This window comes from Brevibacterium picturae (assembly GCF_900105045.1).
GTDB classification, from domain to species: domain Bacteria; phylum Actinomycetota; class Actinomycetes; order Actinomycetales; family Brevibacteriaceae; genus Brevibacterium; species Brevibacterium picturae.
On the sequence record NZ_LT629739.1, the window covers coordinates 2,095,296 to 2,118,118 of the forward strand.

At 63.2% G+C, this 22,823-nt stretch carries 21 protein-coding genes and 1 pseudogene; 13 read left to right on the forward strand and 9 right to left on the reverse strand.

Going from position 1 to position 22,823, the window contains the following annotated elements:
• Nucleotides 1-120: 120 nt before the first annotated feature.
• Together gdhA and BLT92_RS09820 are read left to right on the forward strand one after the other, a co-directional pair.
• On the forward strand, nt 121-1,464 hold the full coding sequence (gdhA, locus tag BLT92_RS09815) for an NADP-specific glutamate dehydrogenase (protein ID WP_092105244.1): 1,344 nt from the start codon (nt 121-123) through the stop codon (nt 1,462-1,464).
• Between the two features lie 390 nt (nt 1,465-1,854).
• Complete coding sequence (locus BLT92_RS09820) at nt 1,855-2,049, forward strand: GNAT family N-acetyltransferase (protein ID WP_157691409.1); 195 nt, start codon at nt 1,855-1,857, stop codon at nt 2,047-2,049.
• 9 nt (nt 2,050-2,058) lie between these two features.
• Here the strand turns inward: BLT92_RS09820 and BLT92_RS09825 are convergent, their stop codons facing one another.
• Nucleotides 2,059-2,841 (reverse strand): SDR family oxidoreductase, encoded by a 783-nt coding sequence (locus BLT92_RS09825; protein ID WP_092105246.1) that lies wholly within the window; start codon nt 2,839-2,841, stop codon nt 2,059-2,061.
• Nucleotides 2,842-3,019: 178 nt separating this feature from the next.
• On the opposite strand from BLT92_RS09825, the gene BLT92_RS09830 reads away from it, so the two are divergent.
• From BLT92_RS09830 to BLT92_RS09840, 3 genes are all read left to right on the forward strand, one after another.
• Nucleotides 3,020-3,583: a dihydrofolate reductase family protein gene (locus BLT92_RS09830; RefSeq protein ID WP_092105248.1), complete on the forward strand. Its 564-nt coding sequence runs from the start codon at nt 3,020-3,022 to the stop codon at nt 3,581-3,583.
• A gap of 40 nt (nt 3,584-3,623) precedes the next feature.
• The gene (locus tag BLT92_RS09835) at nt 3,624-4,157 is read left to right on the forward strand and encodes a GNAT family N-acetyltransferase (protein ID WP_092105250.1); all 534 of its coding nucleotides are present in this window, start codon (nt 3,624-3,626) and stop codon (nt 4,155-4,157) included.
• Nucleotides 4,158-4,239: 82 nt separating this feature from the next.
• Nucleotides 4,240-5,157 carry a LysR family transcriptional regulator gene (locus BLT92_RS09840; RefSeq protein ID WP_092105252.1) on the forward strand — a complete coding sequence of 306 codons (918 nt, stop codon included), beginning with the start codon at nt 4,240-4,242 and terminating at the stop codon, nt 5,155-5,157.
• Nucleotides 5,158-5,194: 37 nt separating this feature from the next.
• Here BLT92_RS09840 and BLT92_RS09845 read toward each other — a convergent pair whose 3' ends face one another.
• Both BLT92_RS09845 and BLT92_RS09850 read right to left on the reverse strand, forming a co-directional pair.
• The gene (locus tag BLT92_RS09845) at nt 5,195-6,385 is read right to left on the reverse strand and encodes a winged helix DNA-binding domain-containing protein (RefSeq protein WP_092105254.1); all 1,191 of its coding nucleotides are present in this window, start codon (nt 6,383-6,385) and stop codon (nt 5,195-5,197) included.
• A 52-nt stretch (nt 6,386-6,437) separates the two neighbouring features.
• Nucleotides 6,438-6,935 carry a GNAT family N-acetyltransferase gene (locus tag BLT92_RS09850; protein WP_172802583.1) on the reverse strand — a complete coding sequence of 166 codons (498 nt, stop codon included), beginning with the start codon at nt 6,933-6,935 and terminating at the stop codon, nt 6,438-6,440.
• 61 nt (nt 6,936-6,996) lie between these two features.
• On the opposite strand from BLT92_RS09850, the gene BLT92_RS09855 reads away from it, so the two are divergent.
• Together BLT92_RS09855 and BLT92_RS09860 are read left to right on the forward strand one after the other, a co-directional pair.
• Entirely contained in the window at nt 6,997-7,515 is a 519-nt protein-coding gene (locus BLT92_RS09855; protein WP_092105256.1) for an SRPBCC family protein, read from the forward strand.
• 107 nt (nt 7,516-7,622) lie between these two features.
• Nucleotides 7,623-8,192: a DapH/DapD/GlmU-related protein gene (locus BLT92_RS09860; RefSeq protein ID WP_092105258.1), complete on the forward strand. Its 570-nt coding sequence runs from the start codon at nt 7,623-7,625 to the stop codon at nt 8,190-8,192.
• Nucleotides 8,193-8,373: 181 nt separating this feature from the next.
• Here BLT92_RS09860 and BLT92_RS09865 read toward each other — a convergent pair whose 3' ends face one another.
• The 3 genes from BLT92_RS09865 to BLT92_RS09875 all read right to left on the reverse strand — a co-directional run bounded on the left by BLT92_RS09865 (nt 8,374) and on the right by BLT92_RS09875 (nt 10,296).
• Nucleotides 8,374-9,021, reverse strand: coding sequence for an HAD-IA family hydrolase (locus tag BLT92_RS09865; protein WP_092105260.1), 648 nt, complete (start codon nt 9,019-9,021; stop codon nt 8,374-8,376).
• 113 nt (nt 9,022-9,134) lie between these two features.
• The gene (locus BLT92_RS09870) at nt 9,135-9,794 is read right to left on the reverse strand and encodes a TetR/AcrR family transcriptional regulator (RefSeq protein ID WP_092105262.1); all 660 of its coding nucleotides are present in this window, start codon (nt 9,792-9,794) and stop codon (nt 9,135-9,137) included.
• On the reverse strand, nt 9,772-10,296 hold the full coding sequence (locus BLT92_RS09875; protein ID WP_092105264.1) for a hypothetical protein: 525 nt from the start codon (nt 10,294-10,296) through the stop codon (nt 9,772-9,774). Before BLT92_RS09875 ends, BLT92_RS09870 begins: the two co-directional genes overlap by 23 nt.
• A 227-nt stretch (nt 10,297-10,523) precedes the next feature.
• Here BLT92_RS09875 and BLT92_RS09880 point away from each other — a divergent pair, with 227 nt between their 5' ends.
• Complete coding sequence (locus BLT92_RS09880; protein ID WP_197679696.1) at nt 10,524-10,814, forward strand: MDR/zinc-dependent alcohol dehydrogenase-like family protein; 291 nt, start codon at nt 10,524-10,526, stop codon at nt 10,812-10,814.
• Nucleotides 10,815-11,116: 302 nt separating this feature from the next.
• Here the strand turns inward: BLT92_RS09880 and BLT92_RS09885 are convergent, their stop codons facing one another.
• Entirely contained in the window at nt 11,117-11,320 is a 204-nt protein-coding gene (locus BLT92_RS09885; RefSeq protein WP_092105266.1) for a cold-shock protein, read from the reverse strand.
• Between the two features lie 682 nt (nt 11,321-12,002).
• Here BLT92_RS09885 and trxA point away from each other — a divergent pair.
• The 5 genes and pseudogenes from trxA (at nt 12,003) to nrfD (ending at nt 19,257) form a co-directional block, all read left to right on the forward strand.
• Complete coding sequence (gene trxA, locus BLT92_RS09890; protein WP_092105268.1) at nt 12,003-12,440, forward strand: thioredoxin; 438 nt, start codon at nt 12,003-12,005, stop codon at nt 12,438-12,440.
• Nucleotides 12,437-13,159, forward strand: coding sequence for an SAM-dependent methyltransferase (locus tag BLT92_RS09895; protein WP_092105269.1), 723 nt, complete (start codon nt 12,437-12,439; stop codon nt 13,157-13,159). The genes trxA and BLT92_RS09895 overlap by 4 nt, the downstream gene beginning before the upstream one ends.
• 88 nt (nt 13,160-13,247) lie before the next feature.
• A pseudogene (gene fdnG / locus BLT92_RS09905) lies at nt 13,248-16,415 on the forward strand (formate dehydrogenase-N subunit alpha); the annotation flags it as partial.
• A 440-nt stretch (nt 16,416-16,855) separates the two neighbouring features.
• Entirely contained in the window at nt 16,856-18,001 is a 1,146-nt protein-coding gene (locus BLT92_RS09910; protein WP_092105275.1) for a 4Fe-4S dicluster domain-containing protein, read from the forward strand.
• Nucleotides 17,998-19,257: an NrfD/PsrC family molybdoenzyme membrane anchor subunit gene (nrfD, locus tag BLT92_RS09915; RefSeq protein WP_092105277.1), complete on the forward strand. Its 1,260-nt coding sequence runs from the start codon at nt 17,998-18,000 to the stop codon at nt 19,255-19,257. Before BLT92_RS09910 ends, nrfD begins: the two co-directional genes overlap by 4 nt.
• A gap of 196 nt (nt 19,258-19,453) precedes the next feature.
• On the opposite strand, the gene BLT92_RS09920 is transcribed toward nrfD, so the two are convergent.
• Together BLT92_RS09920 and BLT92_RS09925 are read right to left on the reverse strand one after the other, a co-directional pair.
• Nucleotides 19,454-20,734: an acyltransferase family protein gene (locus BLT92_RS09920; protein ID WP_092105279.1), complete on the reverse strand. Its 1,281-nt coding sequence runs from the start codon at nt 20,732-20,734 to the stop codon at nt 19,454-19,456.
• A 439-nt stretch (nt 20,735-21,173) separates the two neighbouring features.
• Nucleotides 21,174-22,799 (reverse strand): amidohydrolase, encoded by a 1,626-nt coding sequence (locus BLT92_RS09925; RefSeq protein ID WP_092105280.1) that lies wholly within the window; start codon nt 22,797-22,799, stop codon nt 21,174-21,176.
• Nucleotides 22,800-22,823 lie beyond the last annotated feature (24 nt).

The following is a 22,823-nucleotide window of genomic DNA, read 5'->3' on the forward strand; positions in this document are numbered from 1 at the left end:
CGGGAAACACCCGCTGTACGGCTTTCTGGCTGTTCGTGAAGTTCTTTGTCTCACGCCAGTAGCACAACGTACCCTATAGTGGACACGTCCACGATCGCGCTCAACTCCGAAAGGACCGCAATGATCAATTCCGCGCTTCAGAACACCTATGACACGGTGTTGACCCGTAATCCCGGCGAACCTGAGTTCCACCAAGCAGCGAAGGAGGTGTTTGAGTCCCTCGAGACTCTTCAGGATCGACACCCCGAATATGCAGCCAACGGCATCCTGATGCGGCTGTGCGAACCCGAACGTCAGCTCATCTTCCGGGTGCCCTGGGTGGATGACGCAGGCACTGTGCAGATCAATCGCGGCTTCCGCGTGGAGTACAACTCCGCACTGGGCCCCTTCAAGGGAGGGCTGCGCTTTCACCCCTCGGTGAATCTGGGCATCGTGAAATTCCTCGGTTTCGAGCAGATCTTCAAGAACTCCCTGACCGGGCTGCCCATCGGCGGTGGCAAGGGCGGCGCGGACTTCGATCCCCGCGGTCGTTCCGACGGCGAGGTCATGCGCTTCTGCCAGTCGTTCATGAGCGAGCTGTATCGCCACATGGGCGAGTACACCGATGTCCCTGCCGGTGACATCGGGGTGGGTGCCCGCGAGATCGGATACCTCTTCGGCCAGTACAAGCGCCTGACCAACCGTTACGAAGCAGGAGTGCTGACGGGCAAGGGCCTGGACTGGGGCGGTTCCCTGGTCCGCACGGAGGCCACGGGCTATGGCGCCGCGATCTTCGCCGACGAGATGCTCAAGGCACGAGGCTCGTCTTTCGACGGCCGGCGGGTAGGCGTCTCCGGCTCCGGCAATGTGGCGATCTACTCGATCGAGAAGGCGAAGCAGCTCGGCGGCATCCCGGTGACAGCCTCGGACTCCGGAGGCTATGTCGTGGACGAGAACGGCATCGACCTCGAACTGCTCCAGCAGATCAAGGAGGTCGAGCGCGGACGTATCCATGAGTACGCCGAGCGCCGCGGGGGAGATGCTCGCTATGTCAAGGGCGGCAGTTTGTGGGACGTTCCGGTGGACATCGCTCTGCCCAGCGCCACGCAGAACGAACTCGACGCCGATGCCGCCCGCACCCTGGTCTCGAACGGGGTGGAGGCGGTCTCGGAAGGCGCGAACATGCCCTGCACCCCCGAGGCGGTCGAGATCTTCCGTGGAGCCGGAGTCGCGTTCGGACCCGGAAAGGCGGCGAATGCCGGCGGTGTCGCCACCAGTGCGCTGGAGATGCAGCAGAATGCCTGCCGCGACACCTGGAGCTTCGAGTACACCGAGGGGCGACTCACCGAGATCATGAAGAACATCCACATTACCTGCCTGGAGACGGCTGAGGACGTCGGTCGTCCGGGCGACTACGTTGTGGGCGCGAACGTGGCCGGCTTCCGCAGGGTAGCCGACGCCATGATCGCCCTCGGCGTGATCTGAACAGGCCCCGCAGCCGAGTGATCTCGCCCCCAGGCCCCCTGCCTGTGCCCGTGCCAACGGGGGCTTGGGGGTCGGGCGTTGTGCTCAAGGGTGACGCTAACGACACCGCCGACCTGTGGCAATTCCAGATCGATGCCGACTCCCAAATCAAAGTTGCCTCCCGGCCATCGACCACCTCGGGTGGCCCCATGATCTGGCTAACCAAACCCACCTGGCGCGTCCTCCTCATCGGCGTACCTACTGGCGGCACGAGAAGTCATCTCCGTGTTCCGCGGGCCCGCCTCAGCACCCCCAGAGACAGAGACCGCGCAATCATGACGACACAGTTGAGGCGCAGCAGGCCTACCAGCAGATCATCGATCACCTGGTCGCGACAGTCGACTTCCCCCATTGGCACACGGAAAACCACCCGAAAAGGTCGCCCAGAAGCAGGGATGCCGCACGATTCGGCTAGACACCTACGTCGAGAACATGCCTGCCCGGAAGCTGTACTCGCGCTACGGCTTCACCGACCTCGGGTGCCATACGGTCAACTACGAGGACACTGAACTGAACGAGTTTCACCTGTTCGAATACGTCCTCTGACCAGGCGAGTTACCAGATGTCGTCGCCGCGTGTCAGCGTGTCGAAGCCGCCGTCGACGAAGAGGATCTGACCGGTCATACGAGCGTTCTGGGCAGAGACGAGGAAGGCGTGGACCGCAGCGATATCTTCAGCCTCGGCGATGCCGTTGTATGGGGCAGGCATAGCATCACTGGCCATGGTCCGACCCTGCTCGGTCGCGAACAGATCTTTCGTCATGCCGGTGCGCACCTGTCCGGGCCCGACACCATTGATGCCGATGCCGGCGGCAGCATAGTCATCGGTCGGTGCCACTCGTCGGATCCACCTCGACATCGCTCGCTTCGAACTCGAGTAGTTCGCATACCCGACCTCCGGTCCCTGTTCTGCCAACTCGCGCCCACGTGCCAAAGCGGCCTCGGAGTCTCCCTTCAGGAGCAGATCGACGAGCTGTGGGTCGTTGTCCTGCAGTGTTGCGGCCGAGGTCGTCGCGCTGATTCTCGGGGCCCTCGACTTCGTCAACAGAGGACGCAGCGCCTCGATGAGTCGCACCGTGCCCAGGTAGTTGATCTTCGGTGAGAGCTCGGTGGGTGCGGAGACTCCTGCATTCGCGACTAATCCGTCGATGACGCCTCCGGTCTTCTCAGAGATGCTTGTCGCCACAGCCGCGATCGAATCGGGATCGCCCAGGTCGCCGGTGACGTCACCTTCGTTGAGGTCGACTCGGACGACGGTGTCTCCTCCCGCCTCGAGCATGTCTGCGGTTGATTTTCCAATTCCCGATGCTGCTCCGGTGACGACGATTTTGCGAGCCATGAGTCTCCTAGTACCAGTTCTTCGGTGTCGAATTTCTCGGGCTCGAATCAGTCTATGTGAGGGCCCTTTGAGCCGAAGGCACGAAGTGCTCGCCGTGATCGGTCTGTGGCGCCAACTGCGAAGACGGGAGTAGTATCTGCCGCATCAGGGGCTGCCGACTTATGAGAGGCATAACGCCATGCGGAAACTGACCTTTGCCATGAACGTGAGCTTGGACGGCTACGTCGCTGCCCCCGGTGACGATCTTGGCTGGAGCGTGCCGAGTGACGAGGTGTTCCAATGGTGGTCCGACCGAGTGGGCGCGACGAGCCTCGCGCTGTACGGACGACGACTATGGGAGGCGATGAGCCCATTCTGGCCGACCGCCGACCAGCAGCCCGACGTCACGCCGGCACAGATCGAATACGCGCACCGTTGGGTGGAGATGCCGAAGGTGGTCTTCTCGTCGACGATCAGCGGACTCGATGGGAACACCCGACTGGTCTCCGGCGATGCTGCCACAGAGATCTCCCGTCTCAAGGCTGAGGACGGCGGACCCATGGACATCGGCGGTGCCACCCTCGCCGCAACGGCCATGCGCGCAGGACTGATCGACGAGTACATCCTCATCACCTACCCGGTCCTGGTCGGCGGAGGCATACCGTTCTTCACAGCACTCGACAGCTGGGTGAATCTGAATCTGGTGGAGACCCGGTCGTTTGCCGGGGGAGTGCTCCTGACCAGGTACGAGACCAGACGCTGAGTACACGGTTCCGCAACGGAGCACGGTAGGATCACGTCGTATGCTGATCAGACGAGAACGTTCAGGCGACATCGAAGCGATCCGAGACGTCACGGCAGCCGCTTTTCGCGGTGCTGAACACAGTGCGCCACCAGTGGAGCCGGGCGGAGATCCCGGAGAAGCCACCCTGATCTCATGGCTGCGGGACGATCCCGCATGGATTCCCGAATTCTCTCTTATCGCCGTCGATGGCGATGAGATCATCGGACATGTCGTGGCGACACGGGCGCACGTAGGTTCGTTTCCGGCGCTTGGTATCGGACCGGTCAGCGTCCGCCCGGAGCAGCAGGGAAACGGCGTCGGCTCGGCGCTGATGCACGCGGTGCTTGGCGCTGCTGACGCCAGAGGCGAGACGATTGTCGGTCTGCTCGGTGAGCCTCGATTCTATTCGCGCTTCGGATTCGTCCCGGCCTCAACGACCGCAGCGACTTCCCCTGACCCCGCCTGGGGTGACTACTTCCAGATTCGCACGCTCTCGGACTACGAGCATCAGGCTGGAACATTCCGGTACGCAGGTCCATTCGACCGATTCTGACGGACCGCGGGGTGAGCATTCGCGCACAGGCATTGCCGTCCGTAGCCCTCGAATCGCAGCAACTATGCCTAAAATTGCAGATATGGACACGAAGCCGAACGACCTCCTGGTGTTGCTCACGGTTTCCCGATCGGCCAAATTCACGACCGCGGCACAGACCCTTGGCCTCAACCACACGACAATCTCACGGCGGATCGCAGCCCTCGAGAAATCCCTCGGTGGACGGGTCCTTTCACGCGCGTCCGGCGGGTGGGAACTCACCGAACTGGGTGAAGAGGCCGTGCGGGTGGCCGAGCAGGTGGAGATTGCGGTGAGCAGCCTCGGCGAATCAGGGCGCGGTCCCGACCCGATCACCGGTGTGGTCCGAATGACGGCCACGGATGGGTTCAGCGCCTACGTCGCGGCCCCCGCGGTCGCCAAACTGCGGCGGCGCCATCCAGGTCTCAGCGTGGAGATCGTGACTGTGACGCGACAGGCCCTTCAGCAGAGATCGGGCCTCGACATCGAGGTGGTCGTCGGGGAACCCCAAGTCCATCGCGCCGAAGCGTTCGAACTGGGCGAATACGAACTGGGTATGTATGCCTCACAGGACTATCTGGCAGAGAACGGGACCCCGGCCACCGAGGATGAGCTGACCGAACATCGCCTCGTGTACTTCGTGGATTCGATGCTCCAGGTCGATGACCTCGACGCCCCACGTCGCCTGGTCCCCACAATGAAGGACGGACTGTCGTCGACCAACGTCCTCGTCCATGTGGAAGCCACCCGTGCCAGCGCGGGCATCGGCTTTCTGCCCTGCTTCATGGCGGACCTGCACGATGATCTGGTCAGGCTCTTTCCCGAGACCCTGTCCGAGCGGCTGCCCTATTGGATGGTGCTGCGACCCGACTCGATGCGTCGACCGGCCGTTGCCGCCGTTGTTCGGGCCCTGCGGGATCAGACTATCGCCCATGGTGAGGCGCTGATGGGGCGTGGCGTTCGCTCAGGAATCGCTCGCTGAACTCCAGGTTCCGGTCAAGTCGAACTCCAGGTTCCGGTCAATAGGAGTCGAAATCGACCTCAACTGCTGCGGCACCACGCAGGCTCGCCACCTTCTCGGCCTCGGATTCCACCGCCTTCCTGGCGTGAGCCGACAGCGGGTCGAATGCCGTGACAGACATGCTCAGGTTCTTCCCGTTCTTGCGCGCTCGCCATGTGCCGAGGATCCGGCCGTCGACAAGGACGGCCCCCGGCTCACTGACAGCCTTGAACACATCGCGATGGAACTGCTTGTCGATGATGGTCGACCGGTCGCGCCCCTGAGTATATAGATCGCGCGGCGGGAGCAGGCGCACGCCCGCCGGTGTGGGCGATGACTGCAGCACATCGAGATCCTTGGTCAGGACCCAGGTTCGGCGACCGAAGTCGACCTCGGTCATCTCGCCGTCGAGCAGGTCCCACCACGCCTCACCTTCGCGTGAACGCATACCGAGCCACGAGGCGAAGTCCCCATGCGTGGACGGTCCATAAGCGTGCAGGTAGCGGCGGAGAAGCTCGGCCCGGGCGTCCTCCGGAGCCATCTCGGGCACGTCGTTGTCGATCCATTCATCAAGCAGTACGAACGGTGCCTTGTTCCCTTCCCTCGGGGCGAAGCAGATGACCTTCTGCAGGGTGAGGATGCGCAGGCAGAAATGGACGACACCTTCTCCCAGCGGCTGGCCCTTGGCAAACGGTCCCTCACTCTCCCAGTCGGCGCGTTTGCTCTTCGGCAGTTCGTGAGCGATCTGCTCAGCGATGTCTGTTCCCAGGTCATTGACGGTCAGTGTGCGGCCGGACAGCACGGTTCCGATCGCGTTCCGGGTCCGGTCGACGACCTCGGCGAGGGACATCTCAAGCTTGTTGAGCGAGGCCTCGACACCGAGGACGAAGTGGCGCCGTCCATCTTCGGTGGTCGGGAGGGCACCGGTGGTGAAAATGGGAAGGTCGATTGTTGGAAAATAGAACGGTGCACCGCGCATGCACCAGCTCTGCAACAGGCTCTTGTCATCGGAGATCGCAGCGTTGACAGCTTCCCGAGTGACACCAGAGACTCGGGCATTGAGGGCGAGCAGAGCCGATCCGGGCGGGCTGTTCTGAACCCCGCAGACTCCGGTGGCAGCGACCAGGGACTGCCCGTCCACACGTCGATTCAGGTTCTGCGCCTCAAGGCGGAACGCAATGACCTCGTCCCGCGTGACCTTCACGCTCATGAGTCCAGGCTAACGCGACAGGTGCGTGGGCACGTCGACGGAACTTCTCGATTCAGAGGCCCATAGCGTAGACGAGGTGGACCGGCGAGGAATGCGTGAGCGTGCGATCAGGGTTCATGCCGATCTTCGCCGCCACACGCTGGGAGGGCCGATTGTCCCGGTGGACGATCGAGACTAACCGGGACGCCAGTGCATGGGAACTGGCGAAATCACGGCAGGCAAGGGCCGCCTCGGTGGCATAGCCGAACCCCTGCGCAGACGGCGTGACGTGGAAACCGACCTCCAGGGCAGCCGTCTCGTTGACCTTCTGCCAAGTCAGCCCACAGTCTCCGATGAATTCGCCCTCGGGGGTTTCGATGATCCAGAGCCCATGCTCGTACGCGGCATAGTTGCGCCGGTTCCAGTTGATCCACCCGGCCGCTTCCGCACGGTCCTTGGGGTGCGGGTAGTACTCCATGACCCGGGGATCACCGAGGAGGTCCGCCATTTCGTCGAGATCATCCGTCGACATCTCACGGAATCTCAGGCGAGGCGTCGCGTTCGGTGGCATGGACTTCAGGGTACTCCGCATCTGCTCTACTAGGGTGGACGGGAGCGAGGAAGGGAATCAGATGAAGCGCACAATGCAGGTCAGCGACGCCATGATCATCGACGTCGACGCACGTACCCTTTGGGAACAGGTGGCCGATCCGACGCAGATGTCGCGGTGGAGCCCGGAGAACACGGGAGCACACACCTCGGCGCAGGCACGGCCGCTGCAGGTGGGCGAGGTCTTCGACGGCAGCAACCGTCGAGGTCGGGCAGGCTGGGTCACAGAATGCGTCGTTACCGCCTCGGATCCGGGTGAACGGTTCGCATTCCACGTGCGCAAGATCGGTGCCGGCTCACCGAAGCTTCGTGCCGGCATCGCCACCTGGGTCTATGGGTTCGAGAACGTCGACGGGCGCACCCGAGTCACCGAGACCTGGAACGATGACCGCACAGCCTGGCCCGACTGGTTCGCTGCGATCGTCGACCGCGTGCTCACCCGCGGCAGAAGTTTCGCAGACTTCCAGCGGCTCAACATCCACAGGACGTTGACGGCGATGAAGGACGAATTCTCACGCAAGGAGAACGCAGAGTCGGCCTGAAGACCACCATCCCGAAGTCGAACAATGCGAGCAAGGTCCTGCTCAAACCGTGAGCATGATTCCAACTGAGAATGCGGGACAGCGAGAAACGCGAAAGGATGGCCAGTATGGAACTCAAGGATCTGGTCAAAGCACTCAACAACGGTGAAACCATCGTCAGCGACTCGCCCCTTCACGAGGTCATGCACCGCACCAGCCAAGAGGCGCTGCGCATCACCGCGGAACTCAACGGTTCATATCACGAACCCGATGAGGTTCGGCAGCTGTTGGCCTCACTGACCGGGAAACCAGTGGACAAAACCGTCACGATGTTCCCGCCGTTCCACACCGACTTCGGGAAGAACACGACGTTCGGTCGACGAGTCTTCATCAATTCCGGATGCAGCTTCCAGGACCAGGGCGGGATCAGGATCGGAGACGACAGCCTCATCGGCCACAACACGGTGCTGGCGACCCTCAATCACGACATCAACCCGGAGCGTCGCGCCGACATGCATCCTGGCCACATCATCATCGGCCGCAATGTGTGGATCGGTTCGAACGTGACCATTCTGCCCGGCGTGTCCATCGGCGATGACTCGGTGATCGCCGCGGGCTCGGTCGTGACCAAGGATGTGCGTGGAGGAACCGTCGTGGTCGGCTCGCCTGCACGCATGGTGCGGTCGGTCAACGACTGATCCGCCTGCACCCCTGCTGCAGCCTCCCAGGGGCGGACTCGGCATGGCTGAGATGCGCTCAGCACTGAGTCCCATGTCCGTGAGCTCGGATTCGATGCGAGCCGAAGTCTTGTGCTCCTCCAGTCCATCTTTGTCATTGCTTCCCATTCTCGCCGCGTGCGGGTAGGAAAGCGGCCCGTTCTCAGTTCTCAACGTCAGCAGGAGGGAGCACGAGGAAACCGAGGTCTCGCAGGTCGCTGCGCAGCTGCTTCGCATCGGTGAAGAGCAGACCGATGAAGTCGAGTTGGTTCGCAGCATCGACATTCGCCTGCAGGTCGTCGACGAAGACCGTGCGCTCGGGTTCGAGGTCGAAGCGTCGACTCAAGAGGTGAAAGATCTGTGGATCTGGCTTGATCAGCTTCTCTCGGCCCGAGACCACGATGTCGTTGAGCTCATTGATCGCCGGAGCGACCTGGGGCGCGTGGTGGAAGGTCTCGGCCGACCAGTTCGAGAGTCCGAGGAGCCGGACGCCTGAAGCCTTGAGCTCATCGACGACCTCGGCCATGCCGTCGATCGGGCCCGTCAGTGACAAGGGGAATCGCTCGTAGTAGAGCCCGACGATCTCACCATGCCGTGGATCGGATTCGGATGCCCGGGCGATGACCTCTGTGATCGGCACTCCGCTATCAGCCAGCGTATTCAACGAGGGGAAGTCCGCCTCGGCGGCAAATTCAGTCCATTCATCGTGGCTCATCCGATCGGATAGCGGCAGGGACTGGTCCCATCCAATGAGGACATTGCCCAGGTCGAAGACGATGGTGGTGGGGTGTGGGTCTGTGGGCTGGGGCATTGCGGCATCACCTGCTCTGTGCGGGACATTCCTGGCCCCTACGCTACAGACTCCAGAACCCGGCAGCGACAATCTGCCGGCTGTCGGCCCCGGAGCGCCGTGCCCGCCTGATATCAACCTGCGGAGAGCCGAGCCTGCATCTGCCGAAGATGGTCGACGAGAGCGCGTCGAGCATCTTCGGTGCTCAGCTCTGCAGGCTGCCACACCAGATGGGAGGCCAGACCGTCGATGACGGCGTGGAGAAGGGTCGCTTCGGTCTCGAATCGCTCAGCCCGCGCAGCCTGTGCGGCCTGTGTGGTCCACTCGGCCTGTGCAGGCCGCTGAGTCGGATCCGACGCTCCGTTCCCGACTGTGTGGTCGATGATGAGGTGGCAGGCTGTCCGCACACGCTTCCACGCATCGACCTTCGTCTCCTGCAGGCCAGGGTCGGACCCTGCGGCGGAGAAGACGGCCAGATAGACCTCCATCTCGAAGCGGCGCTCCTCGTCCAGGGGCAGCAGCTCTCGCGCGATGCCCTCGGCGGACTCGAGTGGGCTCTGCCGGTGTGGAAGTTCCCTCACACGGTCACCCGCGCGATCGATGACCAGTTGCATGGCGAAGGAGAGGAGCTGGGACTGGCTGGCGAACACGTGCCGAAGCGACCCGACGGACAGCCCGGCTTCCGCCGCCACCGTGCGCACGGAAGCTCCGCCGACACCCTCGCGGACGATGACTCGCCACGCTGCGGCGGCGATCTCTTCGCGTCGACTCTCATGATCGATGAGCTTGGGCACCGGAGGTCCTTTCCGTCTGGGGTTTGAAGTGCTGGCGGGAGGAGGCAGGAATCCAGAGCAGCCCGATCATGAGGACGTGCAGAATGTCCGTCGGGATCACCGCCCACAGGAACATTGCGCCCTGAGCTGCCGAATAGAGGCTGAAATAGGTGGCGACCACCAGGTAGATCGTCAATGTGATGCGAGCCCAATTGCGTCCGCGCAGAACTCGGGGGACCAGCCAGAGCAGGAGTGCGACGTCGATGAGGTGGAGGACCACCGCGTAGACGATGGTCGCGACGAGGACCCAATCCTTCCATTCCGGATTTAGACCGCCCCCGGTGTCCTCTTCGATGGCGGCCCTCAGCCCGGCCTGGTCGATCATCATGACGATGGGCAGGGCAATGAGCAGGGCAATGCTGGCGACGACACCTACGACCAGCCAGCGCAGCGGCCGTGGAGCTCGCGATGGCGGCAGGCTGGCGGCAGTGTCGGCCCTGTGGTGGTACGACTGTGATTCCATAAGTGAAAGCCTATGATTCACCGCGAGGGGGTGGCAACGGGTCGAGGACACTCAGGCGATTGCCCGCGAAATCCGGGTGCAGCACAAGGTGGCTGCCCGGAACCTTGGTTGCAGGTGACTTCCGTGCAGAGCGCAGCAGCGATTCTCCAAATCACGGTTGATTCGTCTATTTCGACAATGTCGGAGGCGAGCTGCTCGAAGCCGCCATCGAGAACCTGGCCGATCATGTGAGAATCGTTCTCTGCGGAGCAGTTGCCACAGGATATGACGGACGTCTGCCCAGCACAGGGGTCCGCAACTATATGCAGCGTGGCCTGCGCCGAGCCGTGATGGAGGGATTCGTCTTCTTCGAGTACCTCGACAGATTCCCAGAGGCATTGGCCCACCTGTCCGGGATGCTTGGTCGCGGTGAACTGATCATCGCCGAATCGATCGCCGAGGGGCTGGAGGCCGCACCGGCGGCACTTGACGGACTCTTCGCCGGCGCTAACCTCGGCAAACAGCTGGTCCGTGTGTGAGCGACGACTGCGGAGGAGTGCCACCGAACCTGACGGTGCGCGGCAGCGGGATCGGGGAACTCTTCGCCGACGGCGACACTGAAGGTCGTCCCACGAGTGAGGATCGATGGCCCCTGTCGTCGACCGGTATCAATGCCCCGGAACGCCGAAAAGCGTGCGGTCGTGATCGGAGCAAGTGAAAACACAAACCCCAAACGCGAACACACGCTTTTGGTGTAACTCAGTGCAACTACGTTCCCGACAGGTGCTCGCTATTGACGAATCAATCGCGATCCGGCCGGGACCGGAAAGTTACGGAAGTCTCAGAGGGGACGAACGCTGGTGGCCTGAAGGCCCTTGGAACCCATTTCCGAGTCGAAGTCGACCTTCTGGCCCTCGGTGAGCTCGCGGTAGCCGGTGGCGTCAATCGCGGAGAAGTGAGTGAACACGTCAGCCGAACCGTCGTCAGGCTGGATGAATCCGAATCCCTTTTCCGAGTTGAACCATTTCACGGTACCTGTAGCCATAATCTTTGTATCCTTATTTTAAACTGGTGACCGCCGGAGCGATCTGGATGGTCGGACCCCTTTGTGGGCCCGGCTGTTCACACTTTCAGGGACCCGAATTGATCGACATCGCCGATCAGTGGACCATCTGATTGTGTGACTTTCCGCTGGATGATCTGCGCATGGAGCGCAGGTCCGACGAAAAACTGTGGAGACACCGACGGTCCGGAGTTCGTGCTGATGAGAAGAATCCTTGTCTCAGGCGAAAGCGGGAAAGCTCGGTATCGGTAATGCACTCGAAGGTGCTGGACGGAAGCCGCAGAACGGCTGGATTGAAAAGTCAGAAAAATCTTAAGAGGCGCGGACGGTAGACACGCGCCAACTGGCAACTGCACGGCGCCAAGCGAATCTACCTACGCTCGCGGCACCATGTGTTCCGCACAGTTTCGTACGGGAACGATTTAACTCTAACAGAATGTCGGAGCCATCGGTGCCAGAAAGTTCGGAGAAACCATGTTCAGGGTTGTATGCAATCTGACCCCGAAGTCGAAGCGGCCTCGTCGACTGAGTCGCTGAGCTCGTTCACGGCGTGTGGCCGACTGACTCGACCGGGCCGATCAGAACCCGTTCCGACACGCCGTTTACGGTTCCGATCTGCGGCAGTATCCAGACAGTATTCATCCTCGACGTTTAGACTGCCCGAATGTCTACGATTGAAATCACCAAAGACAACTTCGAGTCAACCATCACCGACAGCTCGATCCTTCTTCTCGACTTCTGGGCCGACTGGTGCGGCCCCTGCAAGCAGTTCGCACCTGTGTACGAAGAGGCCTCCGAGCAGCACTCGGACGTGACCTTCGGCAAGGTCGACACCGAAGCCCAGCAGGAGATCGCGGGGCTCTTCTCGATCTCCTCGATTCCGACTCTCGTCGCCTTCCGTGAGGGCATCGTCGTCTTCGCCCAGCCCGGCGCGCTCGCCGCACCTCAGCTCGAGCAGGTCATCACCGCAGTCAAGGAACTCGACATGGACGAGGTCCGTGCGGAACTGGCCAAGCAGGAAGCCGAAGCAGCCGAAGGCTCGGAAGGCGCCGTGGAATCCGAGGCGACCGAGGTGTCCCCCGAGCCGGGAACTCAGCAGTGACCGAACCCCAACAGGTCGCGAATGCCGGAGTCCCTGACTCCGTCGCGGCCTGGGAAGAACGCTACGCCGGAGACGACGCGGTCTGGTCGGGCAACCCCAACGAGGCCCTTGTCGCCACGGTCGGCAGTCTCACCCCCGGCCGCGTCCTCGATGTCGGCTGCGGGGAGGGGGCTGACGTCATCTGGCTGGCCGAGAACGGCTGGGACGCGGTCGGCATCGACCTGTCACAGACGGCCATCGACCGGGCCACAGAGGCCGCAGCCGCGAAGGGCGTCACCGCATCCTTCGAGGTCGCCGACGTCTCCACCTGGAGTGGATCCGGCCCCGGTTCTGCCGAATCGGAGCAGACAGATGGCCCTCGCCGAGGCGGCTTTGACCTGGTCGTCGGCTGTTTCCTCCACACCCGATTGCCCGACACCCGGGAAGAGCTCGTCGGGAAAGTGGCCGACCACGTCGCACCGGATGGTCGACTGCTGCTCATTTCCCACGCCGAGATGCCGCCCTGGGCGCAGAACTATGATGAAGAACTGGGCCACGGTGAGGGCCACCACCATGAACCGGTGAGTCCCAACGGCGACTTCGCCCTGCTCATCGGCGGCAGCCCCGTCCGGTGGGAGATCGATCTCGCCGAACTGCGCACCCGTGAGGTCGAAGGGCCAGACGGCCAGCCGGCCGAACTCGATGACAGCGTGCTTCTGGCGCACAGAATCACCGACTGAGAACACCGCGTCTCACCTCGTGAAACACCGCGAAAGATCGTGACCGATTTGGTCACCACCGGCCATCGAGAGGGGCTATGGTTGAGCCATGGCTCGGTTCAGTCCTCTCGAGTGGCCGGTGATCCGGCAGCTGCGTTCATCCGATGCGTCGGGACGCGGCGAATCAGTGGTGTCCCAGAAAACGCGTGAGACCACCTCACGCACCGCCACAGCGGACAAGGTGGTGCAGTCGGTCTGCCCGTACTGCGCCGTCGGCTGCGGCCAGAAGGTCTTCGTCAAGGATGACAAGGTCATCCAGATCGAAGGCGACCCGGACTCACCCATCTCGCGTGGCCGTCTCTGCCCTAAGGGAGCCGCCAGCGAACAGCTGGTCAACGCCAACGGACGCGTCACCGATGTCCTCTATCGAGCACCACGAGCCAAGGACTGGCAGAAGCTCGATCTGAATACCGCGATCGACATGGTCGCTGATCGCTTCATCGAAGCCCGCCGCAAGCATTGGGAGGACTTCGACGAGAAGGGCCACCCGCTGCGTCGCACGATGGGGATCGCCAGCCTCGGCGGGGCGACCATCGACAACGAGGAGAACTACCTCGCGAAGAAGCTCTACACGGCGGCCGGGGCGATACAGATCGAGAACCAGGCGCGCATTTGACACTCCGCCACGGTTCCCAGTCTGGGAACCTCGTTTGGGCGAGGCGGCGCCACACAACCCGTCCAGGATATGGCGAATGCGGACTGCATCATCATCCAGGGATCCAATATGGCCGAGTGCCACCCGGTGGGCTTCCAATGGGTGACCGAGGCCAAGGCCCGAGGTGCCCGCGTCATCCACGTCGATCCTCGATTCACGCGCACTACAGCGGTTGCCGATAAGCACGTCCCGATCCGGGCTGGCTCCGACATCGTCTTACTCGGTGCGCTCATCAACCGCGTCCTGAGCGACGGTCTGCACTTCGATGAGTACGTCCGCGCCTACACCAATGCGACGAACCTCATCAGTGAGAACTATCAGGACACCGAAGACCTGGGCGGACTCTTCTCCGGATTCGACCCGGAGACGAACTCCTACGACAACTCGACCTGGTCCTACCAGACCGACGAGTCGGGGGCCCCAGTCACCGATGAGTCTCTGCAGGACCCGCGCACGGTGTTCCAGATCCTCAAGCGCCACTACGCTCGCTACACCCCGGAGATGGTGGCCGAGAACTGCGGCATCAAACCCGCCGACTTCGAATACCTGGTCGAGTCGGTGACCCAGAACTCCGGCCGCGACCGCACCACCTGCTTCGCCTACGCGGTGGGCTGGACCCAGCACTCGCTGGGGGCGCAGTTCATCCGCACCGCCTCGATCCTCCAGCTCCTGCTGGGCAACATGGGCCGCCCCGGCGGCGGCATCATGGCACTGCGCGGACACGCCACCATCCAGGGCTCGACCGACATCCCGACCCTGTTCAACCTGCTGCCCGGCTACCTGCCGATGCCCAGCGCCGGCGTCCACGAGACCTTCGAGGAGTACGTCCAAGCCGTCGGCACCCCGGAGACCCACAAGGGCTATTGGGCCAACGGTCGCAGCTACGCCACCAACCTGCTCAAGGCCTGGTGGGGCGATGCCGCGACGAAGGACAACGACTACGCCTACGACTACCTGCCGAAGATCAACGGCGCCCACGGCACCTACCAGACGCAGGTCCGGATGCTCAACGACGGCGTCGACGGCTATTTCCTGCTGGGCCAGAACCCGGCGGTGGGGTCGGCCAACGGTCGGATGCAGCGCATGGCGATGAGTCACCTCAAGTGGATGGTCGTCCGCGACTTCCGCCTCATCGAATCCGCCACCTGGTGGAAGGACGGTCCGGAGATCGCCAGCGGTGAGCTGAAGACCGAGGACATCGACACCGAGATGTTCTTCATGCCCGCGGCCAACCACACGGAGAAGGCCGGCACCTTCACTCAGACACAGCGCCTCGTGCAGTGGCGGCACAAGGCCGTCAACCCGCCCGGCGCCGCCCAGAGCGAACTCGACTTCTTCTTCGAACTCGGCAAGCGCGTGCGCGAGAAGTTGAAGGACTCTGAGGATCCGCGCGACCGTCCGCTCCTCGACATGACCTGGGACTACCCGATCGACGAGGAGGGCGAGGTCGACCCGGAGTCGGTCCTGGCCGAGATCAACGGCTACCACATCGGCGGAGAGAAGGACGGGCATCCGCTGGAGAACTTCAACCAGATGACCGATGACGGCACCACGGCCGGCGGCTGCTGGATCTACGCGGGCATCTATGCCGGCGGTGAGAACATGGCCGCCCGCCGCAAACCGCGAGCCGAGCAGGACGAGACCGCGGCCGAGTGGGCCTGGGCGTGGCCGGCGAACCGTCGCATCCTCTACAACCGGGCCTCGGCGGCACCGGACGGCACACCCTGGTCGGAGCGGAAGAAATTCGTCTGGTGGGACGAGGAGACCGGCAAATGGACGGGCAAGGACGTGCCCGACTTCCCGATCGACCGGGCGCCCTCGGCACGCTCGGATCGGCCCCATGGCGGTCCTGCGAACCTTGACGGCGACGATCCGTTCATCATGCAGGCCGACGGCAAGGGCTGGCTGTTCGCACCCAGCGGCATGGTCGACGGACCGATGCCCACGCACTACGAGCCGCAGGAATCGACGGTTAACAACCCGCTCTACGATCAGCAGAGCTCACCGACGCGACTGGTCATGCGCCGCGAGGACAACCTGTCTGCACCCGGTGCCGGCACCCCCGGCTCCGAGGTCTACCCGCATGTGTTCACGACCTACCGGCTGACCGAGCACCACACCGCCGGCGGCATGTCGCGGTGGCTGCCGTACCTGTCCGAGCTGCAGCCGGAGATGTTCTGTGAGATCTCACCGGAGCTCGCCGCCGAGGTGGGTCTTGAGCCCTACGGGTGGGCCACCTTGGTCTCCCCGCGGGCGGCCATCGAGGCCCGCGTACTCGTGACGAAGAGGATGACTCCGCTGAGGATCGGCGGGAAGACCATCCACCAGATCGGTCTGCCCTACCACTGGGGCGTGGGAGGCGATGCCACGGTCGAAGGCGACTCCGCGAACGACCTCCTGGGTGTCACGATGGACCCCAATGTGTTCATCCAGAACAGCAAGTACGTGGCCGGAACGATCTTGCCGGGCAGGCGTCCGCGCGGTCCCGAGCTCGTCGACTTCGTCGAGAAGTACCAGCGCGAGGCTGGCTTGAGTCCCGAATCGGGCAACCAGCTCGTCACGGTCTCCGATGATGTGGTCGCCGAGTCCCTCGCCGCTGATTCTGCGGCCAGCAAGGGCGGGCACCCGCATCGCGGTGGCGACTCCGCCGTCGGTGTCACCCCGGGGCGCACCTTCGGTGGCGAAGCGACCGACAGCGGCAAAGCGACCGACAGTGCGGGATCGGACGGCAGTGCCGAATCGACCGACGCTGCCAGCGTCGTCGACAGTGCCGACGATCGGACCGGACGAATCGATATCGAGCCCACCGAGACCGTGAACGCGAATCGCGCGGACGACGGCGACCCGACCGATGGGGATCCGAACCGTGGCTACATCGGCAAGGATGCGCACAGCACTCAGGAGGGCAACCTCGGCGAGGGTGCACGTGATTCGGGTAGCCGAAGCGACGAGGCGGCTGACACGAATACGGTGGACAATGGAGACAACGAGGAGGAGGACTGATGTCGACGACGACTGTCGATGACAACGCTGTTGCGGACGGGCACTGGCATGGTTCCGCGCACGAGCGCAAGGGCTTCTTCACGGATACCTCGATCTGCATCGGCTGCAAGGCCTGTGAGGTCGCCTGCAAGGAGTGGAACAACAATCCGCAGGATGGGACCTTCGAACTCCTCGGCTCCTCGTATGACAACACGGGCAGCCTCGGTGCCAACACGTGGCGACATGTCGCCTTCGTCGAGCAGGACGGCGAAAGGATCGAGGCCGCCCGCGAATCCGGTCGCAAGCTCGTCAATCTCGGCATGCCGTCGATCCGGCCCCGCACGGACGAGTCGGAGGCCAAGCCGCTCGATGGTGCTCTGGGCGCAGCAGAGTCCGGTTCCGCCGGAGCCGGTGCATCCGGTGGCGGGCTGCCCGAGACACCACCGATGGGCATCGACCTGCTTGCACCCGGCGCTCTGGAACCGAGCGACCCGGAGGACATTGCCAACATGGACACGACGCCCCCGGACACCGAGGACTTCCGGTGGCTGATGTCATCGGACGTGTGCAAGCACTGCACCCATGCCGGCTGCCTCGACGTCTGCCCCACGGGAGCCCTGTTCCGCACGGAATTCGACACCGTCGTGGTGCAGAACGATGTCTGCAACGGCTGCGGCACGTGCGTGGCAGGCTGTCCCTTCGGCGTCATCGAACGCCGTGACGACGGCACGATCAACACACCCACCGACCGCGACGATCGCAAGGCCGCGGACATGGATGTGCCGGACAAGAACACGGCCAACAAATGTACGCTGTGCTACGACCGCCTCGTCGACGGCCAAGAACCGGCGTGCGCACAGACCTGTCCGACCGAGTCGATCAAGTTCGGCGATCATGAGGACATGGTCGACAAGGCCCACACCCGCGTCGCCGACCTCCACGCGAAGGGCATGACCGAGGCGCGCCTCTACGGCGCAAACCCGAACGACGGCGTCGGCGGAACCGGCTCCGTCTTCCTCATCCTCGACGAACCCGAGGTCTACGGCCTGCCGCCGGACCCGCGCGTGCCGACGAAGGACCTGCCGCAGATGTACGCTTCCGCCGGCATGGCGGCACTGGGCATGTTCGCTGCAGCCGGACTCGCGTTCCTCGGGAGTAAACGTTGAGCACATCCGAATACGATTCCTACCGCCCACCTGAGCTCGATCGCGGACGGAAGAAACGTCGCCGAGGTGGTCGTGGGCCCGGTGGCTCGGGTCGTGGTGCTGGCGGACGCGGGGGTGCTGGCGGCGGTGGCCAGGGGTGGAAGAACCGTGGGGCCGAGGGCAACCGTGAGATGCCGATGGTCGAGGACGTCGAGTTCTCCTCCTACTACGGTCGGCCCATCGTCAAGGCTCCGCCCTGGGGCGACGAGATCGCGATCTACCTTTTCCTCGGCGGCCTGGCCGGGGGCTCTTCGTTGCTTGGACTGGGGGCGCAGTTCAGTGATCGCCCGGGGCTGCGGATTGCGACCAGGCTGACCGCGATCACCGCGACTGCTGCCGGTGGAGCGGCTCTCGTGTCCGATCTCGGCCGGCCCGAACGCTTCCTCAACATGATGCGCGTGTTCAAGGTCAGTTCGCCCATGAGCCTGGGCACCTGGATTCTGTCCGGATTCGGCGTCGGCTCGGGCGTGCTCACCGCGATCGAGGTCGACCGGCTGACCGGTCAGCGGCTTCCGCTTGGTCCACTGCGCCGGGTTCTCCACGCAATGGAGACCCCGGCGGCGCTCGAATCGGCGCTCTTCGCCACTCCTTTGGCCGCATATACAGGGGCGCTGCTCGGCGATACCGCGGTTCCGACCTGGAACGCCGCCGGACGCAGTGGTCTGTCATTTGTCTTCGTGTCCTCGGCAGCTGTGGCCGCCGGGGGAGCGGCGATGGCCCTTGCCCCTGTGGGTGAGACCGGGCCCGCCCGTCTGTTGGCGCTCGCCGGTTCAGCCGGCGATGTCATCGGGATGGACCAGATGAAGAAAGGCATGCACCCAGCCGAGGTGGATCCCCTCGAGGACGGCGAACCCGGCCGCAAACTCCACCGCGCAGAGAAGCTCCTCATCGCCGGAGCCGTGGGCACCGCTGCTGTTGAAGTGGGGGCTCGGGTGTTCGCGAAGAAGGTTGCTCAGGGTGCCGGGGCCGGCGGAGTCGGGACCGGAGGTGCTGGGTCCAGCAGTCGCAACTGGAAGACTCGGGCTGCGCTTCGGGCTCTGTCGGTCGTCTCCGGTGCGGCACTCGCGGCCGCCTCGGCGTATACGCGTTTCGGGGTGCTCGAGGCCGGAATCGAATCCACGAAGGACCCACGCCACGTCGTCGAACCCCAGCGCGCTCGCCTCGAAGACCGCCGTGCCCGCGGCATCGTCGACGACTCGATCACGACCGGGACGTGAGTCAAAGTACTCGTCACCAGACAGGTCGATTGTCGAGTCGGTACTTTCTACCGAGAGTCATATCTCCTACACGGGGGCGTAAGTGCTCCAGGTAGTTTTTCGCGTCGTACTCGCAGTTGCATAAACAACCTCTGCAGACGTTGTTCGTAGAGCTGGCGGTGTGGGGTGGGGCGTGCCGACCTGCCTGCACCCGAGATCATTCACTCGCCGCCGGTGTTTTCGGGCCCCGTGCAGAACGAGGACTCCAATGAAAAGGGTGACGGCGGCCGTTGAGCCACTTCCCCAGCCACGTCGACCTCACCAAAAAGTGATAGCTGAGGAGCAGGACGGCAAAGGTGATCGACAGTGTGAACAGAAGCTTGACGAATATGGGCAGATCCGCTCCCGCGACCAGTACCTCGCAGCCGAGAAGAATCGGCATATGTATTAGATACATCCAATAGGAAGCATCCGCGAGGTAGCGAATCGCCGGCCGTTCGCGGGTGAGGAAGCGCGTGCACAGCCCGAGCAGCGCATACGTCCAGGCCCAAGCAGCCAGCGCGGTCAGCGTTGCGGCCACGGGTAAGGGGCGGTGGAGCGGCAGATCGGGAGCGGCAACGACGGTGAAAATCACTGCAGCCACCAAATGGAGCAGCCACCGACGGCTGACTTGAACGAGGCCAGGGCGGTGGGCGAAGAGCATCCATCCCACAACGAACGCGCCGAGGTATGGGATCAGTGAGGACAGCTCCGGCACTACTGTGAGTGGTTCCCTGATTCCACTGAGACTGTGCCCCTGTATCAGCAGCCCGATCAGGTAGGGAAGAGCCGCAATGATTGCTCCCGCAGGTGAGGCGAACCATCGTCCGACGATGGAAGCTGCCCGTGCGAGCGCCTCGGCGCCGAAAATGCGCACCAGCATGGCTCGCACAGCGACGACGATCAGAGTGCACTGCATCAGGGTCAACAGGAACCACAGGAAAGAGGGGCTGAAGATCGTGAGCAGGCCGACGTCCTCTGCAGATGCGCTGGGGGCAGGCAGGTTCCGGCGTGCAGCGTCGAGGGGGACGAAGACGGCCATAGGCAGGATCACCGCCAGGGGCCAGAACACGAAGATAGGAGACAAGATTCGGACCAGCCGATCCCGCACGTACGAGGCAGCGCCTCGGCGACGGAGGACCATATTCCCGAAGTACCCGGCCAGGAGCATGAAGAGAGTCATTCGAAACAGGTGAATCACATAGACCGTAGTGTCTGCGACTACCGTATTGCGCACATCCGCGATGAGCCAGCCTCCGCTGGTGTGAAAGGACATGAGCGCATGGAGCAGAATGCCGAGCAGGAGCGCCCCACCGCGCAGTGCGTCGAGGCCGTGGAGCCTCGGATGCCCGGAGTCGTTGTGGCCCTGACGCTTGAGGTCGGGTACGGCTCCAGACGGCGGGTGAGCAGATGCACCCAGCGTAGGACCACGATTGTGGTAGTACGACTGTGATTCCATGCGGGAAGCGTAGCAATCGCGTCCGCGCCGTCTCAACGGTTCGACGGGACTCAAACGGCGTGCACGCGAAATGCTTCATCGATGGTTCATCGGGCCATTGCCGCTTCGCTGACGGTGACTATATGGTTGGCCACGACGGGCGTTCTCCGAGTGCGCCCTTGTAGAGATGATCGGAACTACGGCGAAAGACCACGGGTGACATCATGGATGAGACGATCATGATCATCGCCGAGAACAGAGCGGCATCCGGCAAGGCTGACCAGGTACGAGGCATATTCGAAAGCGTCGTCGAGCGCACCTGAGCGCCGATCGCATTGTGACCTTGTTCCAGGAGGTCATGCCGCTGCTCACTGACGGAGGACGAATCTCCTATGTTGCGAGAATAGCCTGAGCACAGAGTCGTTTCCGGCCTCACGCTCGGCGGGACCGGCTTCTGCGCTCACTTGGACCACGCCAGCTCACCGTCGACCAGAGTGCGCAATACCGTGGAGTTGAGCAGTTCATCGCTGTCTGCGGTGAACGGATCGGTATCGAGAACCACGAGATTTGCGCGACCTCCGGGGAGTATTCGCCCGATGCCGTCGACGAATCCTCCTGCTTCAGCAGCATGTTGAGTCAGTGCCGTCAGTGCAGAGGCCGGCGCAAACGCGCGTTCCTCGTGATAGGTCTGCGTCCCCGGTTCCAGGGCCGACCGAGTGGTCAAGGCGATGAAGAGATTGTGCGACGTCTGGTGCGGAGCGGTGGGAGCATCGGTTCCCAGCGCGATCGTCACTCCTGCCTCGCGGAACTTGTGCCAGGGGAACCCTGACTCCGCACGTTCGTCGCCCAGCATCTCCACCCAGTTGTCCATGATCGCCGGATCGCAGTGGACGGGTTGCATCGATGCGACGACGCCCAGAGCCGCGGCCCGCGTGATCGTGTCATCGGTGACTGATTCGAGATGCTCGATGCGAGGCGTTCTGATCTTCGGGCCATTGACCCTATTGCACTGCTCCACGAGATCCAGAGCGATTTCGCTGGCGTGATCGCCGATGGCGTGCAAGGCCAGCTGCAGTCCATCGGCGTCTGCTTTCACAGCCACCGGACTGGCCGATTCGAGTGACCAGATCGGCTCCGGAATCTGACCATTGGCGTACGGGTTTCGCATGGCAGCGGTGCAGGCGTCGATGACCCCATCGAGGATGAACTTGACCCCCGCGATCCGAAACCACTCGGCGCCTGGCCCTTGCGCGACCTGATCCCGGACCTCTACGGCCCGCTGCACATTCTGCAGATCCTCCTCCGCGTCACCCGTGGGGCGCAGAAGCCAGTAGGCGGAGACCGGGAAAGGCAGTCGACCATCGCGGTCGATACGGCGTCGGAACGTGGCGAGGTCCACCTCGTTCAAGGCCATGTCGCTGGCGGCAGTGACTCCGTTCTGCAGATAGACCTGGAAGGCATTGTCGAGGAATCGATCGCGATCGTCATCGGTCGCGATCTCATCAAGATAGGTCCAGGCGTGTTCCACCGCCGCATTCTCCAGGAGGAAACCCGTTGCCCGACCGTCACCATCTCGGACGATCTCTCCTCCGGGAGGATTCGGAGTGCTCGCCGTGATGCCCATGGCCTCGAGCGCGGCGGTATTCACCCATGAAGAGTGCACATCATTGGAGTCGAGGACCACTGGAATATCGGGAACCACCTCGTCGAGCATCTCGGCAGTCGGGGATCCCTCGGGAATTGCCGAGAACATCCAGCCGGCGCCGAGGATGACTGCGGCGTCGGGCTGCCGCCGGCGGGCTTCCTGAAGTCTGTCGGTTATCTCTGCGAGGTTCGCGCAGTCACGCAGCTGAACTTTGTCGACAGCCTGCCCCAGCATTGTCATGTGAGTGTGGGCCTCGACGAACCCGGGCGCGACCAGGGTGCCGTTCATGTCGATGGTCTCGGCACCTTTTCCTGCGACCTGGCTGACCGTCTCTGCATCTCCGACGGCGAGCACGCGGCCGCACCTGATGGCGACCGCCTCGTGGAGCGCAGAATTCTCGTCGCCGGTGAAGACGGTAGCATTCGTGAAAACTGTGGTCATGGCTTCCTTCCAGATGCCGCAAGA